20 protein-coding genes and 1 tRNA gene are annotated in these 16,554 nt (G+C 35.6%); 16 read left to right on the top strand and 5 right to left on the bottom strand.

The window, feature by feature from the left end:
- The first annotated feature begins 37 nt into the window (after nt 1–37).
- Both LC457_RS12620 and LC457_RS12615 read left to right on the top strand, forming a co-directional pair.
- Complete coding sequence (locus LC457_RS12620) at nt 38–1,312, top strand: PepSY domain-containing protein (RefSeq protein ID WP_223600147.1); 1,275 nt, start codon at nt 38–40, stop codon at nt 1,310–1,312.
- Nucleotides 1,296–2,348, top strand: a complete 1,053-nt coding sequence (locus LC457_RS12615) for an alpha/beta hydrolase (RefSeq protein ID WP_223600146.1) — start codon at nt 1,296–1,298, stop codon at nt 2,346–2,348. The genes LC457_RS12620 and LC457_RS12615 overlap by 17 nt, the downstream gene beginning before the upstream one ends.
- 403 nt (nt 2,349–2,751) lie before the next feature.
- On the opposite strand, the gene LC457_RS12610 is transcribed toward LC457_RS12615, so the two are convergent.
- Together LC457_RS12610 and LC457_RS12605 are read right to left on the bottom strand one after the other, a co-directional pair.
- Nucleotides 2,752–3,765, bottom strand: coding sequence for a hypothetical protein (locus LC457_RS12610; RefSeq protein ID WP_223600145.1), 1,014 nt, complete (start codon nt 3,763–3,765; stop codon nt 2,752–2,754).
- Nucleotides 3,766–3,798: 33 nt separating this feature from the next.
- Nucleotides 3,799–4,653 carry a hypothetical protein gene (locus tag LC457_RS12605; protein ID WP_223600144.1) on the bottom strand — a complete coding sequence of 285 codons (855 nt, stop codon included), beginning with the start codon at nt 4,651–4,653 and terminating at the stop codon, nt 3,799–3,801.
- A 69-nt stretch (nt 4,654–4,722) separates the two neighbouring features.
- Between LC457_RS12605 and LC457_RS12600 the strand changes: the two genes are divergently transcribed.
- From LC457_RS12600 to LC457_RS12555, 9 genes are all read left to right on the top strand, one after another.
- Nucleotides 4,723–5,241 carry a Crp/Fnr family transcriptional regulator gene (locus LC457_RS12600; protein WP_223600143.1) on the top strand — a complete coding sequence of 173 codons (519 nt, stop codon included), beginning with the start codon at nt 4,723–4,725 and terminating at the stop codon, nt 5,239–5,241.
- 53 nt (nt 5,242–5,294) lie between these two features.
- Nucleotides 5,295–5,840 carry a DinB family protein gene (locus tag LC457_RS12595; RefSeq protein ID WP_223600142.1) on the top strand — a complete coding sequence of 182 codons (546 nt, stop codon included), beginning with the start codon at nt 5,295–5,297 and terminating at the stop codon, nt 5,838–5,840.
- 39 nt (nt 5,841–5,879) lie between these two features.
- A complete protein-coding gene (locus LC457_RS12590) occupies nt 5,880–6,392 on the top strand; it encodes a methylated-DNA--[protein]-cysteine S-methyltransferase (protein ID WP_223600141.1) in 513 nt (170 codons plus the stop codon).
- 94 nt (nt 6,393–6,486) lie between these two features.
- Nucleotides 6,487–6,627, top strand: a complete 141-nt coding sequence (locus LC457_RS12585) for an isocitrate lyase/phosphoenolpyruvate mutase family protein (protein ID WP_223600140.1) — start codon at nt 6,487–6,489, stop codon at nt 6,625–6,627.
- 2 nt (nt 6,628–6,629) lie between these two features.
- Nucleotides 6,630–7,673: a methylated-DNA--[protein]-cysteine S-methyltransferase gene (locus tag LC457_RS23445; protein ID WP_308116406.1), complete on the top strand. Its 1,044-nt coding sequence runs from the start codon at nt 6,630–6,632 to the stop codon at nt 7,671–7,673.
- A gap of 59 nt (nt 7,674–7,732) precedes the next feature.
- On the top strand, nt 7,733–8,338 hold the full coding sequence (locus LC457_RS12570; RefSeq protein WP_223600139.1) for a CDP-alcohol phosphatidyltransferase family protein: 606 nt from the start codon (nt 7,733–7,735) through the stop codon (nt 8,336–8,338).
- 128 nt (nt 8,339–8,466) lie between these two features.
- The gene (locus tag LC457_RS12565; protein WP_223600138.1) at nt 8,467–9,069 is read left to right on the top strand and encodes a DUF2911 domain-containing protein; all 603 of its coding nucleotides are present in this window, start codon (nt 8,467–8,469) and stop codon (nt 9,067–9,069) included.
- Nucleotides 9,070–9,072: 3 nt separating this feature from the next.
- Nucleotides 9,073–9,600, top strand: a complete 528-nt coding sequence (locus LC457_RS12560) for a GNAT family N-acetyltransferase (RefSeq protein ID WP_223600137.1) — start codon at nt 9,073–9,075, stop codon at nt 9,598–9,600.
- On the top strand, nt 9,597–9,968 hold the full coding sequence (locus LC457_RS12555; protein ID WP_223600136.1) for a cupin domain-containing protein: 372 nt from the start codon (nt 9,597–9,599) through the stop codon (nt 9,966–9,968). Before LC457_RS12560 ends, LC457_RS12555 begins: the two co-directional genes overlap by 4 nt.
- Before the next feature lie 97 nt (nt 9,969–10,065).
- Here the strand turns inward: LC457_RS12555 and LC457_RS12550 are convergent, their stop codons facing one another.
- Nucleotides 10,066–10,809 carry a dienelactone hydrolase family protein gene (locus LC457_RS12550; RefSeq protein ID WP_223600135.1) on the bottom strand — a complete coding sequence of 248 codons (744 nt, stop codon included), beginning with the start codon at nt 10,807–10,809 and terminating at the stop codon, nt 10,066–10,068.
- A gap of 169 nt (nt 10,810–10,978) precedes the next feature.
- The gene (locus tag LC457_RS12545; protein ID WP_209785096.1) at nt 10,979–11,410 is read right to left on the bottom strand and encodes a type I restriction enzyme HsdR N-terminal domain-containing protein; all 432 of its coding nucleotides are present in this window, start codon (nt 11,408–11,410) and stop codon (nt 10,979–10,981) included.
- A gap of 7 nt (nt 11,411–11,417) precedes the next feature.
- Here LC457_RS12545 and holA point away from each other — a divergent pair, with 7 nt between their 5' ends.
- The 3 genes from holA (at nt 11,418) to LC457_RS12530 (ending at nt 14,423) form a co-directional block, all read left to right on the top strand.
- On the top strand, nt 11,418–12,455 hold the full coding sequence (gene holA, locus LC457_RS12540) for a DNA polymerase III subunit delta (protein ID WP_223600132.1): 1,038 nt from the start codon (nt 11,418–11,420) through the stop codon (nt 12,453–12,455).
- A 243-nt stretch (nt 12,456–12,698) separates the two neighbouring features.
- On the top strand, nt 12,699–13,640 hold the full coding sequence (gene trxB, locus LC457_RS12535; protein ID WP_223600131.1) for a thioredoxin-disulfide reductase: 942 nt from the start codon (nt 12,699–12,701) through the stop codon (nt 13,638–13,640).
- Nucleotides 13,641–14,045: 405 nt separating this feature from the next.
- Nucleotides 14,046–14,423, top strand: a complete 378-nt coding sequence (locus tag LC457_RS12530; RefSeq protein WP_223600129.1) for a VOC family protein — start codon at nt 14,046–14,048, stop codon at nt 14,421–14,423.
- A gap of 432 nt (nt 14,424–14,855) precedes the next feature.
- Here LC457_RS12530 and LC457_RS12525 read toward each other — a convergent pair whose 3' ends face one another.
- Nucleotides 14,856–15,707: a hypothetical protein gene (locus tag LC457_RS12525; protein WP_223600128.1), complete on the bottom strand. Its 852-nt coding sequence runs from the start codon at nt 15,705–15,707 to the stop codon at nt 14,856–14,858.
- Nucleotides 15,708–15,910: 203 nt separating this feature from the next.
- Between LC457_RS12525 and LC457_RS12520 the strand changes: the two genes are divergently transcribed.
- Nucleotides 15,911–16,123 carry a glyceraldehyde-3-phosphate dehydrogenase gene (locus LC457_RS12520; RefSeq protein ID WP_223600127.1) on the top strand — a complete coding sequence of 71 codons (213 nt, stop codon included), beginning with the start codon at nt 15,911–15,913 and terminating at the stop codon, nt 16,121–16,123.
- Nucleotides 16,124–16,264: 141 nt separating this feature from the next.
- Nucleotides 16,265–16,352 (top strand) — tRNA-Ser (locus LC457_RS12515).
- Nucleotides 16,353–16,554 lie beyond the last annotated feature (202 nt).

The raw sequence follows: 16,554 nt of genomic DNA, 5'->3' as shown, positions 1-16,554 counted from the left end.
TTTTCAACTATTACATTTTTGAATGATGAAAACAGATATGGAAAACAAAAAAATTAATCCTAAAAAAAAGCAGGGAAAATCCCTTACCAAAAAGATCACCGGATGGCTGCATCTCTGGCTCGGACTGGTTTCCGGGATTATTGTGCTTACAGTTACTCTTTCAGGGACTGTATTTGTCTTTTGTGATGAAATCATTGATCTGTGCGGCGGAAGTGCTAAATACGTTAATGCTCCGGCTCATACTAAAAAGATGACACCTGAAGCGTTGCTTGTACAGTTTCATCAACAGGTTCCGGACAGAAAAGCGTTCTATTTTGATACTTACAAAGATGCTGGCAGAAGTTTCAGAGTAGCTTCAGCAACGAAGCCACCTAAAGATAAAAGTGCGGACAAAGCAGAAAAACCAAAGAAAAAAGGCCGTGGTCCCCGTGGTGTATTTGCTTATCATTATCTTGATCCTTATACCGGAAAAGTAATCGGTTCTACAAAAAGTTATGAGTTTTTCTATATTGTAGCCCATATTCATGCGCAGTTGTTGGCAGGAAACTTCGGGAAAACGGTGGTTGGAATTGCTTCTATCATATTTTTTGTTCAGCTCATCGGCGGATTGATTCTCTGGTGGCCAAAAAAATGGAACAAAACAACAAGAACAACAGCTTTTAAAATCAAATCCGGAACAAAATGGCGCAGAAAAAACTACGATTTTCATAATGTCTTTGGTTTTTATTCATTGCTTCCGGCAGTGTTTATTACCATTACGGGACTCATTATGGCCTATGAAGTTTTAACCAATCTTACCCAGCAGGCTTTCGGCGGAGCAGTAGATGCCCATACTATTGCAGAAAAATATGAACCTAAATTTGATCCTGAGAAAAAAGCCTTGTCTTATGCTGATTTCGTTGACAAAAAATTCAAAGAATTTCCCAATGCAAAACAGTTCAGGATGAGTCTTCCAAGAAATGATTCAGCAACAGTGTATCATGTGGTTGCAGCTCAGTTTATCGGGCTAAAAAGCCTTGTCAACGGGAAGAGTATGGAAACAAATAAATACACCGGAAAAGAAATTGATTATCCTAAAGAAGTTCAGATGCATGAAGTAATTGAACACATGAATTTTGATCTTCATGTAGGCTATTGGGGTGGGATGTTCGGTAAAATATTCACCTTCATCATCGGAATTATCTGTACCAGTCTCCCGATTACGGGATTCCTGATCTGGTGGGGCCGAAGAAACAAATCACCCAAAAAGAATAAAGAAATTAAAAATATTCATCAACACAGAAAAGATTCACACCATGAACAACTGGTTTAAAATTATCACACTCTCATTACTTTTAGTATTCGCACCTGGAAAAGCCCAGGAAAAACTGACAATAGGAGAGAAGCAAACTATATTTTCAAAAATTTTAAATGAAAACAGGGAAATCTGGGTTCACTTGCCTAAAACCTATAATGACAATGCCATAAGTCCCGCCAAATATCCGGTAATCTATCTTTTAGACGGAGAAATCAATTTTGAATATTATACAGGATTAACGGATTTTATTGCCAGAACTCCTTATGCTGATATTCCCGAATGTATTGTTGTGGGAATTAAAAATACCGAAAGGACAAGAGATCTTACTCCCACAAAAGCTCAGAAGAAAAGCCCTGTAAATCCGGATATCATACTTTTTGCCGACAGTGGCGGAGGCGAAAACTTCTTGAAATTTATGCAGGAAGAGCTGAAACCATTCATTAATAAAAACTACAGAACTCAGGATTATTCTGTATTGGTTGGGCATTCTTTCGGGGGATTATTTGCCATCAATACATTCCTTTTACATCCGGAGTATTTCAATGCTTATGTTGCGAACGATCCAAGTTTATGGTGGGATAATAAAGTGACCATCATCAGAACAAAAGAGTATCTGGAAAAGAATAAAAAGTTTCCTGCAAAAAAATCTTTGTACGTTTCTCAGGCAGACAATGAAGAACAGCAGAAAAACTGGAATTCTGATATGACTCAGGCCATTGAAGAGTTTAAAGGAATCATAGAAAAAAACGGATCTCTGAACTATAAACATAGTTTTTTTGAAGGAGAAACCCATGGAACTGTTTCCTATCCGGGAAATTATGAAGCATTAAAATTCATATTTAAAGGTTTCAGAACGGATATAAAACAACTTGCCAAAAATCCCATACTGCTGGAAGAAGATTATAAAAAGTTTTCCGAAAAAATGGGTACAGAGTTTACCCCTTCAGAAGCTTATCTGAATGTAGTCATCAAATTCATGAAAAGCAACAGTTTCAAAGAATCTGAAAACTATTTTACGAACCTGAAAGACCAATATTATCCTAAAAAATAATATACTGAAAAGAAACTGTGCCAAAAGTCAAACAATTTGGCTTTTGACACAGTTTCTTTTTTATATATACTAATTTTAAAATTAGGTTTTGGCTAAAGCCAATGGAATTGCTGATGTAATAAAAAACGGGCTAAAGCCCGTTCCTATTGAATCTTTTCTCGCAGATTTTGTTGATTGAGCAGATTTATTCTCAAAGATTATCCACCCAGTTTGTCATTCCGTAGGAATCCAGATGCTGTATTTGGCCATTGGGAAAGAATTAAGGCTTTTTTGGGATTGGAATTGAGTTTTATGGATTAGAGTGTTGATATTAAGGGTATAGATTCCTACGGAATGGACACACTAAGTGTATAATTGATCATTCCGGTAGAATCTAAACATATTCATTTTCAAGAGCTCTTTTTTAATGTCTGTTATCGCAATTGATAGGGAAATCTTTCTCCGTTTTATCTAAAAAACTAATGGAAGGACAACCAAAAGACTGTGCTATGAACCCAAAAATCACAGGAGGTTTTCCTTTAAAAAGATGACCCGTATATTGGAAAATATTAGCTTCATCAGCATCTATCCCGTACAAAGGAAGAAATTCTCCGCCATCACTTCCTGCAAGAGAAAATGTTTTCTCAGCAATCTTTTCCTTATCATCATTAATCACTACCAATTTGCGTTCTACAGTATTTCCTTCTTCAAGATAATCCTGCAGATAATAGGTCAGGTTTTCATACTGTGACTGATAGGTTTTTCCCTGAACTAATTTTGAATGAGAAAAATATTTTTTTGAAATATCGGCACCTGCTTTTTGCCATTTGATTGCTTTCATTTTATTTTCTACGAAAGGATTTGTACTTCCAAAATATGCGACGGCATTATTAAATCGGTCGTACTCTGTGGTTTTTTGGTGAGTAGCTACCTGAAAGCCCACCATATAAGAATCTGGATCTAAATCTTCACTATCTGTGTAAGGACTTAGATAAGCTACTGCTTTTAATTGGCTTATCGGCATTTTTTGAAGTTTATTAGAGCCATACTCATAAATATAGAGCGAATCCTTTTCCGTGAGATGAACTCCGTTGAGAAGTTTTTTTCTGCTGGGAGCATCCAGTTCAAAATGCTGGCGTTCTTCATAAGTCATCTGCTTATGATTTTTAACAATGTCTGCAGGAATAGGTTGCTCTCCTTTGTAGATATCTGAAACAGAAATAAAAATATCCATATCAGAATCTTTTTCAGCGGATGAAATAACAGATAAACTGAAAATATTAAAATCGGTATAATCTATTTTCTCTTCGGTTTTTGTTGTTTTTATAGAATCATTCGCGGGTTTTATTTCTGTGGTAACTGTTTTCTTTTCTTCTTTCTGACAGCTTATAATAACCAGTGAGGAAAATAAAAGGGCTGCAGCAGTTTTGGTTTTCATGATTTTTCTTAGTTTTAAGGTGTTTATCATATTCTAATTCATTTTGTAGTAAGGCTCTGAAAAGTATTTGCTGGGTTTTATATAAGCCATTTTCCTCTCGGCATCAAAAATCCAGATAAATCTGCGGAGCATATCGGCACCCAGATAGCTTACATTTTGTGTTTTAAGTTCTCCTGAGAAAAATCCTGCCGGGATATCTTTGAAAACACTCTTTCCCAGTTTAAAATAAGGAAGAATGGCCTGTTTGGTGGTTAGAGTTTTTCCTTCAGAATTTTTCAGCGTTTTTTCTCCGGTTACTTTTAGCTTTTTGTCAAGATGCTTTTCTTCAGCAAATTCATTACTGTACAGAATCGCTCCGGAAAATCCTGATTGCAGTACAAAATAGGCTTCCTGCTGTTGATCTCCATCAATAATATTATCTCCGGCAAGATAGAATCCGTCATGATCTAAGATGATATTTAAAGGCTGGTACTCTTTCAGGTCCGGCATTTTATCATACATCACAAATTGGTTGTTATCATAATCAATTTTAAATGCTTTACCATCAAAAATTCCGGTTCCGATTTTTCCGTCAGCTTCATGTCCTGTTAACTGATTATCAAAAAAGCGTACATTTTTCTGGATGATTTTTCCAATTTCTACGGTATTATGATCACTAATTTCTTCTTTATTGAAAATAATATGATCTGCTTTCCGCTTTCGTTCGGGTGAAATTGAATAATCTTTCATCGCAATCTGAAACATCAGATCCAGAGAATCCTTTTTGTTGACAAGGGTTTTCACAATGATATTATTGTGTTTTGTGATCCGGAAAGGAATGGTTTGCTGAGCTTTCATCCCGGAAAATCCAATAGAAAGCAGCATAAAAAGGGCTGTTTTTTTGAGCATTATAAGTGATTAGTGTTTTAAAACATTAAAATTACCTATTATCTTTGGAAAAGCAAATAATAAAATAAAATGGTTGAAAAATTGCTTCAAAGCGGAATCCATTGGGAAAAGAAAGAATTCAAACGGAATGAGTTCCTTAAGATTTCGGGCAGTACAGATACTAATATTTATTTTATTGAAAACGGCAGTGTCCGGATTTTCATGATGGACGAAAATGAAGAGAGAATTATCCGTTTCGGATATATCGGAAATATTATTGTCAGTCTTGACTCTTTTTTATCAGGAAAACCCTCAGATTTATATATTCAGACTATTAAAAAATCAACTGTGAAAATTGCTTCAAAAATAGATTTTTATGAGTTTGTACAATCCGATGAAGAACATATGAAATTTTGGATGAATATTCTTGAAGATCTTGTATTGCAACAGCTGGAAAGAGAAAAAGATTTGCTGATCAATGCTCCGGGAGAACGTTTTGAGAGAGTTTTAAAACGAAGTCCGAAGCTATTTCAGGAAGTTCCCAATAAATACATTGCCAATTACCTGAGAATGTCACCGGAAACTTTGTCAAGGCTTAAAAAATCTTGAGTTCAGTCAAGATTTAAGAAAAATCTGATGATGATATTTGCATAAAAAACATCATGAAAACTTCAGTTTCAATATTATTAAGTGAATTACAACAAAGAACCAGTCAGCATTTAGAATACGCACAGACCCTTTTAGAAAAAGCAGAAAGAGAGCTGAATTTCAGAAATTCACAAGATAGTTGGAGTTCACTGGAATGTCTGGAACATCTCAATCGTTATGGAAACTTCTATATTCCCGAAATCACCAATAGAATAGATGGCTCTAAAATTTCTCCGAAAGATACTTTCAAACCGGGAATTCTAGGGAATTATTTTGCTAAAAGCATGCTTCCCAAAGAGAATTTGAATAAAATGAAAACGCTTAAAATAATGAATCCTATCCACAGTCAACTCAATAAAACAGTGATAGAGAAATTTATCAGTCAGCAAAAACAGCTGCTCGGATTATTAGAAAAAGCGCAGAATATTGATCTTGAAAAAACAAAAACGAGCATCAGTATTTCAAAACTTATAAAACTGAAGCTGGGAGATACCTTCCGTTTTGTTATCTATCATAATGAAAGACATATTGAGCAGATAAAAAGAATTTTAACTTCTTAAAAAAGAGATGTAATTTCTAAAAAGCTTACTTTTAGACTAATGGAAATTATACACCAAAAAAATATATCAACTCCACTGGGAGAAATGATTGCCTGTGCCGTATACCAGGGAATCTGTCTGCTTGAATTTACAGATCGAAAGAATATTGAAAAACAGCTGAAGGCCCTTTCAAAAGCTTTAAAGGCAGAGATCGTAGAAAAAGAGCATCTTCATTTTCTCCAATTGGAAGAAGAATTAACAGAATATTTTGAAGGAAAAAGAAACCATTTTGAAGTTCCGTTGTTTATCACAGGTACTGAATTTCAGGAAAAAGTCTGGCAGCTTCTCCGCGAAATTCCGATGGGAGAAATAAGGACGTATAAACAACAGTCGGAAATCTTAGGAAATCCCAAGGCAATACGTGCTGTAGGAACAGCTAATGGAATTAACAAAATTGCCATTTTAATCCCTTGTCATCGTGTGATAGGCTCGAATGGAGAATTGGTAGGGTATGCCGGAGGTATTTGGAGAAAACAAAAGTTGCTGGAACTTGAAAAAGCAATTTTATTCTAAATCTGAACTTATTTTCCTGAATCATTAAAAAATAGATGTTCATTTTTCGGTTGCATGCAGCTCCATAATCTTTCTACTTTTGAATAAAAAAACAATGATTAGCTTTAAACAACTGCATCAGAGCGAAGAGCCATTACTATTGGTGAATGTATGGAATGTAGAAATCTACATAGAGCTTGAAAAAGCAAGTCAGAAGATTACAAACAGAAGAAGTTTTTCACCTCTTTTTATTTAAATATGGAACTCACAGAAAAAATAATGTATGAGGCATCATATACCAAAGATGTTTCGTTTGAAGGAATATTCTGGATGGGAGTAAAAACTACGGGAATATTCTGCAGACCTACTTGTACAGCAAGAAAACCAAAATTTGAAAATGTAGAATTTTTTTCCAATACCAAAGATGCGATGCTCAAAGGATATCGCCCGTGTAAAGTATGCAGACCTTTGGAAAATCTTAATGCGACACCAGAATCTATTAAAGAATTGCTCAAAGAAATTGCAGATGATCCGGCATTAAAATTTAAAGATTATGACCTTGTAAAAAAGGGACTGGAACCGGCAACAGTTCGCAGATGGTTTCTGAAACACCATGGAATAACATTTCATGCCTTTCAGAGAATATCAAAGCTGAATACCGCATTTAAAAGACTTCAGCAGGGAGAATCAGTTACGGATGTGGCTTTTGACACAGGCTATGAAAGTCTCAGTGGTTTTAATGATAGTTTTAAAAATGTTTTTGGAGGATCACCTAAAAATAATGCCATGGAGAAAATCATTGATCTGAAGAGAATTGAAACCAGGCTGGGAACCATGATCGCCTGTGCTGATGAAAACGGAATCTGTCTTCTGGAATTTTCAGACAGAAAAGCACTTCCTACAGAGCTGAAAAGTATTTCTACCTATTTTAAAGCAAATATTATACAAGGTGAAAACTCTCATTTTGACACTCTGGAAAAACAGCTTTCTGAATATTTTGAAGGAAAAAGAACAACGTTTACAGTGCCTCTATCTCCCGTAGGAACAGATTTTCAGAAAGAAGTCTGGAATATTTTGCAGGAAATTCCTTACGGAGCAACCCGGAGTTATCAGGAACAGGCAGATATTCTGGGAAATCCTAAATCTGTGAGAGCAGTAGCCAATGCCAATGGTTTGAATAAAATATCCATTATAATACCGTGCCATCGTGTGATTGGAAGTAACGGACAGCTAACAGGCTATGGTGGAGGAATCTGGAGAAAACAAAAGTTACTGGAATTGGAAAAGGCTATATTGTTTTAGAAATATATAAATAAAATATCCTATATTTCGGCATTTACAATACGTTTTGTCACCTTTTTATGAAATCGAAGATTCCGGTTATTTTAATTTTTTCCAGACTGATTATTGGATTTATCATTGTTTCTTTAAGCCTCATTAAAATAGAAAATTATCAGGCAATTGCTGTCACTCTTTTATCCATAGGATTATTGACTGATATTTTTGACGGAATTATCGCCCGACATCTGAATGTTTCCACTCAGAAACTCAGGCGTCTGGATTCTACAGTTGATCAGATTTTCTTTGTTTTAGTAGGAATCTCCGCTTTTATACTATGTCCCGAATTCTTCAAAACAAATGCTTACAAAATAATTATTCTGGCGGGTGCAGAAGTTTTGATTTATCTGGTAAGCTTTTTAAAATTCAGAAAAGAAGTGGCAACGCATTCTATCGGGGCCAAAATTTGGACCTTATTTCTTTTTGGAACACTTATTCAGGTTATCTTAGATTGTCAGTCTGTTATTTTGTTTAATCTATGTTTTTGGATAGGATTACTCACCCGGGCAGAGATTATTGCCATCCTTTTAATCCTTAAAAAATGGACGAATGATGTGCCTTCTGTTTTTCATTCCATACAGCTGAGAAAAGGGAAAACGATTAAGAAAAGTAAAATGTTTAATAGTTGATAATTTACTTTTTAAAAGAATTTGGTTAAAAAATCCCTTCATAGAAAAATATCGGTAAAACAAAATTTAACGAAGTTTATGAAAGCTATTTTGTTTTGATTTTTGTAATTTTAAACAAAAATTTACACGTGAAAAAGTTATTAGCAGCAGTTTGCATTTCAATTTCAGCATTAAGTTTTGCTCAGGATTATTCTGTGCCGGCAGCAAGTCCGCGTCAGAAGGTTGAGCAGCAGTTTTCTATGTCTAAAATCTCCATCGACTACGGAAGACCGGGAGTGAAAGGACGTAAGATCTTCGGAGAATTGGTTCCTTATGGTCAGGTTTGGAGAGCAGGTGCTAACTCTTCTACAAAAATTACTTTCGGACAGGCCGTTAATTTCGGTGGAAAAACAGTTCCTGCAGGAACTTACGGATTGTTCATCGTTCCTACAGAAAAAGAATGGAAAGTAATATTGAATAAAGATTTCCAACAGTGGGGAGCTTACACTTACGATCCTAAACAGGACGTAGTAGATGTTACCGTACCGGTAAATACCCTTACAGACAAACAAGAGTGGTTTGAAATTACTTTAAATCCTACAGATGAAAACACAGGAAATTTAGTGATCAAATGGGATATGGCTCAGGCAGAAGTTCCTTTGAAACCATCAAAATTAGACACTGTAATCAAGATTTCTGACAAATTGAAGGAAATCAAGAAAATAGAATCAGATTCTACTAAAAAGAGCTAAGTAATGAATTTTTCTGTTCAGCCCGTTTTAGAGAATGAAGAATTTCAATTGATCCCCTTACAGCAAGGGGATTTTGAATCTTTATATGAAGTAGCTTCCGATCCTAAAGTCTGGGAACAGCATCCCAACAAAAACCGTTATCAGAGAGAGGTTTTCGAAAACTTTTTTACAGGAGCTATGGAGAGTGGCGGAGCTTTCAAGATTATTGAGAAAGCTACCGGAGACGTATTGGGAAGCAGCCGTTATTATGACTTTGATGAAGAAGACAGCCATATTTTCATCGGATATACTTTCTATGGAACAAAATTCTGGGGTAAAGGAATCAATCCACAGGTTAAAAAACTGATGCTGGATTATATTTTCCAGTTTGTAGATAAGGTTCATTTTCATATTGGAAAAGAAAATTTCCGTTCACAGACAGCTTTGGAAAGACTTGGAGGACAAAAAATTGCTGAAGAAGAAGTCGCATATTTTGCAGAGCCTACAAGAACCAATTTCGTATATGAAATCACAAAAGAAGCCTGGATATGAAAAAATATAAAATTCAACATTCACCATTTATAGTTCCTACTAACGATGGGAAACTGATAGAAGAGCATTGGGGAAATTCTACCGGAAATTCTAAAGTTTCTATTGCTCATATGGTGGCACCTCCGGACTGGAGTGAACCTCATCAGACCCCCGAATTTGATGAATTTACTTACATCATTTCAGGAAAAAAACAGTTTGAAATTGATGGAGAGATCGTTACTCTGGAAAAAGGTCAGAGTATTCTAATTGAAAAAGGAGCAAGAATCCGTTACAGTAATCCATTTTCAGAACCTTGCGAATACCTTGCCATCTGTCTGCCTGCATTTTCTATGGAGTTGGTCAACAGAGAAGAGGAAGGAGTAGATTAAGAAAATTTTTAAAATATAAAAAAGCAAATCCTCGGATTTGCTTTTTTGTTTGGGTATTAAATTAGAATTATTTTCTTGAATGCCTATAATTCTATATTTATTTCAAAATTTCTTTCAGAAACATCAGGGTATGATTCCAGGCTCTTTTTGCCATGGTTTCATTATAGTCCGGTGATTTCGGATCTGTGAAAGTATGTTTGGAGTGAGCGTATGTGATAATCTGCCAGTCGGCATTTCCTTCATTCATTTCTTTGATGAGGTTATTGTAATCATCAGGAGTTACACTTTTATCATCAGCGGGATTTTCAACCAGAATTTTAGCAGTTAGGGCTTCATTTTTTCTGCTCTGATCCCTTGCAAGACTTCCATGGATAGAAACCACTCCTGCAACAGGTAAATGACCTCTGGCTGATTCTAACGCTCCGGTACCACCGAAACAATAACCGATAACAGCTGTTTTGTCAGAAATAGCCCCGTTTTTCTTCAGCTGCTCCAAAGCCAGCGAAATTCTTTTCTGGTATTCGTTATAATTCTGTTTGTAATATCCTGAACTTTTAGCAGCAGATTCATTGTCTGCAGGAATTTTTCCTTCGCCATAAATATCAGCGATAAAGGCAATATAACCTTGTTTTTCAAGTTCAAGAGCAGCCGTCTTAGCTTCTTCGTCAATCCCTTTCCAGGCTGGGAGAATCAAAACTCCCGGAAGTTTCTTTCCTGCATTGGAAGTGATAAGACCATTTAGTTTCTGCGCACCGTCCTGATAGGAAACAGATTTAAGTTTCTGACTGAAAAGAGTTCCTGAAGCCATAATCATTGTGGTTAATAAGATAGAACGTATCATAATTAATTATTTGTGAATTAGTGAATTGTAAAACAGATTAAAATTAAGAAAATATTTAAAAGAGTTCAACGTCAATTCCAATTTTCTTCAACTTCTTGGGTAAATTGACATCAGAAAATCTGAACGGTAATGAAATTCAGTGAGTGTGTGATAGTCTGCTTGTATTTCTTTACTCTGGTCTGTAAAACTGATACTGCCCGTCTTTATAATAAGCATTGATATGCTGAAGTCCATTGGTCAGAATAATTTCTCTGGCTCCGATAATGGAATTATACCTGGCGGTTTGTTCAAATGTTTTCTCCGTTAATTTGATCTGTGGCGCTTTACATTCGATCAGAATAACAGGCTCTGTTTTCTCGGTAATCAAAAGGTCAATACGTTTGGTCAGCCCATTCAGGACGATCTTTTTTTCGGTGATCAGGGCTGATGTAGAATAGGATTTTACAGTAAGGTAATAATGTATCCAGTGCTGTCTTACCCATTCCTCAGGAGTGAGCAGAAGATAAGTTTTACGAACCAAATCATAAATAAAAAACTTATCTTTGTCTTTCTTGAATTTAAAATCAAAAGTTTCCTGAAAATTCAGTTTTGGAAGTTCCATTTATAAGATGAAAGAATTAGATTTAATCCTCAAAAATATTAAAAATAAAGAAGTTTTACCTATTTATTTTTTCCACGGAGAAGAAGCTTACTTTATTGATGTCGCTGTGAAAGCCCTTGAACATAACTTTCTGGAAGAAGATGAAAAAGCTTTCAATCAGACAGTTACTTACGGAAAAGATACTTCTTATCAGGAAGTTCTTTCTCTGGCCAGGCAGTTTCCGATGATGGGAGACAAACAGGTGATTATCGTGAAAGAAGCTCAGGATTTACGATTCAATGAAGAGGAAAACAGAATTTTGGAATCTTATGTAGAAAGCCCTGTTCCTTCTACAGTATTGGTTTTTGCGCACAAACATAAGAAACTGGACAGCCGGAAAAAGGCAGCCAAAGCTTTAGATAAAGCCAAAGCTCTTTTTTTGAGTGAATCTGTAAAGGAAAGCAATCTCCCTAAATGGATTTCAGATGAATGTGCGAAACTGAAAATCAATACAGCCCCTAATATTTCCCATCTCCTGGCAGAATATCTTGGGAATGACCTGTCAAGAATTGTTAATGAACTCAACAAATTAAAAATCATTCTTAAAGAAGGAGAAATCCTCGACGGAACCATTGTTGAAAACCATATTGGGATCAGTAAAGAATACAATATTTTTGAGCTTCAAAAGGCTTTGGGGACCAAAAATGCCAATACTGCTTTTAAAATTGCCCATTTTATGGGAAAAAACCCGAAGAATAATCCTTTTGTAATGATGCTGGCAAGCCTTTACAATTACTTTTCAAACGTTATTATCTATCAGACGATGGCCGGGCAGTCTCCACAGACCATTGCATCCCAGATGGGTGTAAATCCTTATTTCATTAAAGATTATGCAGAAAGTGCAAGACTTTACCCTTTAAAACATGCCACGAGAGTCATTTCTATTCTCCGTGAGTTTGATATGAAAGGGAAAGGACTTGGAGCGGTGAATATGGGAGAAGCTGAATTGATCAGGGAGTTGGTGTATAAAATTATCAATGTAGATAAAATTAAGATGAAAGTGTGAGGCGAGGTGAAGAGATACGGGGTGCGGGATATGCTAATTACGGAAATGAAAACACAAGTTTTTTAATTTTTACAACCCGAATCAAATAACTCGAATCACGAATCACAAACCCCAGAGCAGTTACTATCGAAATTCAACATATCAGATATTGACAAGTATCATTAAAATAACTTTAAGGAGAAATTAAAAATTCCGAAATTAGCAGTCTTAATTCAAATTAAATCTTTTCGAACAAAGTAAATTATGGAGCAAAACATTTTAGATTGTGTGATCGTTGGATCTGGGCCTTCTGGTTTCACCGCTGCTATCTATGCAGCAAGAGCAGACCTTAAACCTGAATTGTATACAGGTTTGGAGCCAGGCGGACAATTAACTACCACCACAGAGGTGGATAACTTTCCAGGGTATCCAGCTGGGATTACAGGTCCTGAAATGATGATGGATCTGCAAAAACAGGCAGAAAGATTTGATACCAAAGTTCATTATGAAATGATCACTAAAGCTGAGTTTTCTAAAGAAGTTGGCGGTGTTCACAAATTATATGCAGGAAACAAAGAGATTCTTGCAAAAACAGTAATTATCTCTACAGGAGCTACTGCAAAGTATTTAGGTCTTGATGATGAAAAAAAATATGCAGGAGGTGGAGTTTCAGCTTGTGCTACATGTGATGGATTCTTCTACAGAGGAAAGGATGTTGTAGTAGTAGGAGCGGGAGATACAGCTGCTGAAGAGGCAACTTACCTTGCCAAACTGTGTAAAAAAGTAACTTTATTGGTAAGAAAAGACGTTTTCAGAGCTTCAAAAGCAATGGTTCACAGAGTGGAAAGTACTCCGAATATCGAAGTTAAATTTCACCATGAATTAATCGGGATTGAAGGTGAAAACAGTCTGGTAGAAAGAGCGGTAATCATCAATAACCAGACTCAGGAGAAATCTAAAGTAGATGTAGAAGGAATCTTTATTGCAATCGGTCACAAGCCGAATACTGATATCTTCGCAGGACAGGTAGATCTTGATGAAAACGGATATATCTTAACAGAAAAAGGTTCTTCAAGAACCAATCTTCCGGGAGTATTTGCTGCTGGAGATGTTCAGGATCATATCTACAGACAGGCTATTACAGCTGCAGGAAGCGGATGTATGTCTGCAATGGATGCTGAAAAATATTTAGCTGAATTACACTAATAGTATTCAGTTTATGCAATACAAAGCGTGCCTCTTGGGTGCGCTTTTTTCGTTTTCCTATATCTGGAGTGTTTTTTTTGAAAACGCAAAGACGCAAGGTTTTTAAGTTTATGATCTATTTTTAAGGCGCAAGAAAATCAAAGATTTTCAGCAAGTGGAATATTATTTTTCGCAACTCAAGTACACAGTATATAATTTTATCGGAAATAAAATCTTTGCGCCTTATAAGCAGTCTTTTTAAGATCACTTGCGTCTTTGCGTTTTCCAATGAAAATATTTCTTCATATCAAATATCCGATAAAAAATTCATGAAATATCTAATGAAAACATTAATATATTTGTGAAACTGCAAACAACCCCGAATTGCATTCCATTAATATTAAACTTAAAAAAACGAATAAAAAAATGAAAAGAGTAACCGCTATCGGAGGTATCTTCTTTAAGTGTAAAGACCCTGAACAGGTAAACGAATGGTATAAAACCCACCTTGGATTACCCACCAGCCCATATGGAGCCAAATTCGACTGGAAAGAGGCCGATTCTGATAAAAAGGGATATACACTGTGGAGTCCTTTTAAAGAATCTACCCAGTATTTTGAGCCTTCATCAAAAGAATTCATGATCAATTACCATGTAGAGAATATCGAAGCTTTGGTAGAGGAACTAAAGAAAGAAGGGGTAACTGTTCTGGATGAGGTAGCTACGTATGAATATGGAAAATTTGTACACATTCTTGATCCGGAAGGAAACAAGATAGAATTGTTTGAACCTGCAGGAGAATAAAAGACGGAAAAGACTGTAATTGAGAACCTGCTAAAACTATACGTAAAGCTTGTTATTCAGAGCAGAACAAAGTGAAGCGTAGAATCTAAAGTATTTCAATAAATTTAGATTTCTGCGGAATGACACAATAGGAATGATTACCTACCCGCAACGTTTGTCATTCCGTAGGAATCCAGTCTCAATAACTCAGAAAGAATAAGGTCATAAGAAATAAGAACTCAGGCAAAATTCTGACTGAATTCTCATTATTTCCCTTCCTTGGAAAAGGATGGTGAAAGTTCAAAGAATTTTTGATGGAGAGGCTTTTCCAGCATACTTTTCCACATTGTCATTGACTGCATCGAATCTTCGATTTCTGGCAAAGGAAGAATCTTATTGAGTTTTTAAGTTCTCCTTTGGTCAGAATGACAGTTTTACAACATTTCTGTAATTCTAATCCAAAATATAAATCTTTTTCTCTTTAAGATTGAATCCCAGTTTTTTACCCAGCCAGTTAATACTCGTTTTACCTTCATAAATAAGACCTTCCACAAAAGCGACTTTAGGCTTTTCAACAGTAGTAAAGGGGGTAGAAATAGAGCCAATATCACCTATATAAAACTTAGTTGTCAGATCGGGATTGAATTCACTTTTCTTTTCCATCACCTGCAGGGTTTCCTTTTTGATATCCAATGTATTCATCAGGTGTTCACTCAGCCAAAAAGAATCTTTACCAGAGCCGGAATCCAGAAGAACATTAATCTTGTATTTATTGTTTAATAGCACATAAGTAGTAATATCCATGGACTGGTCTGCGTTGGTAGACAGCTGGATATCCATCACTTTCTTACTGCTCAGTTTTTCTTTTGGAAAGATAAGCTCGTTAGTAGTATAATCAATGATAAACTCTGTATCATAAAGCATGGGAAGGGAGATCAAGCCGTCAATTCCTTTGATCTCCATATCATGAGTGGAGTACCAGGTATCTTTAAATTTTTTACCATTAAAAATAATCTCTTTCGATTTGAAAAGGGGAATAGTCATTTTTTCACCGGTAGCCCGGAAAGCCGTCAGATAATTATAAGTTTCTTTTGGGCCAAGCTCTTTGGAAAAATTTCCCAGAAAAAGATTAATTCCTCCTCCGGTATCGAAGATAAAATTTCCTTTTTTGCCATCTATTTCAGCTCCGACAATCAGGTGGCCGGATGGAAGAACAGACATAGGCATTTTCTGAGCAAAAGCCATTGAGGAAAAAGCTAGAGAGGCAGTAATAAACGTATTTTTAATAAAAGATTGAGTAAACATTTGAAAATAATGTTATTAGTTTTTAATATTGCGATGAATCCTTACAAATATAATGTAAAATTCAGAACAGAAAATCGGATAACTCAATGATTGATTATCCGTTAAAATGCTTTTGAGTCATTTCTAAAGGGCTTTCTGTTCCTGGTAATAAATGACTCTTACTTAAAGTAAAATCCCTACATTTAGCAACTAATCAAAAGAATATGGAAACAAAAATCATAAAAATCACGCACGTTACTGGAATTTATATCATTGAGGTTCCCAATGGGGCACTTAATGACATGAAAACCCAGTTGGACAAATGTCTTAATGATGAGCAAGGTGCTATTGTAGTAAAAGGAGAAGATGGAGATCAGTTTGTATATCCGTCAGATCTTTTAAAAAACAGTTTCATTGCTATAGTAGACAGGGAATAGGAGTTACTGCAGGAAAAATAATTCCCTTGATTTCTAGTCTATTATTAAGTTTTGTTAAAATTTGTGTGGCAAAAGTTTTGCAGAAATTAAAAATCGTTCTATATTTGCACCACTGAAAACAACGGTATAGCCGGGGTTTAAGGAGAGTTGGCAGAGTGGTCGATTGCGGCAGTCTTGAAAACTGTTGACTGTAACAGGTCCGGGGGTTCGAATCCCTCACTCTCCGCCAGATGCGAAAACGTAAGTTTTCAAAAAGCATCAAAAAACATTTAAATCCTGCAAATCATTGATTTTGCAGGATTTTTTTATTTATAGCAATTACTGTAATTTTCAAAAATACTCCAAAAGTTTATGGCAATTGTGTGGCAATTTTTAAATTGATTGAAAATTGCCATAGAAAGCAGACTCAAAAAACGCATTTAAATAATGTG

Source organism: Chryseobacterium sp. GVT01B (assembly GCF_019970045.1).
Classification (GTDB): domain Bacteria; phylum Bacteroidota; class Bacteroidia; order Flavobacteriales; family Weeksellaceae; genus Chryseobacterium.
The sequence above is the reverse complement of the archived record's forward strand: the minus strand, read 5'-3'. Positions and strand labels throughout refer to the sequence as shown.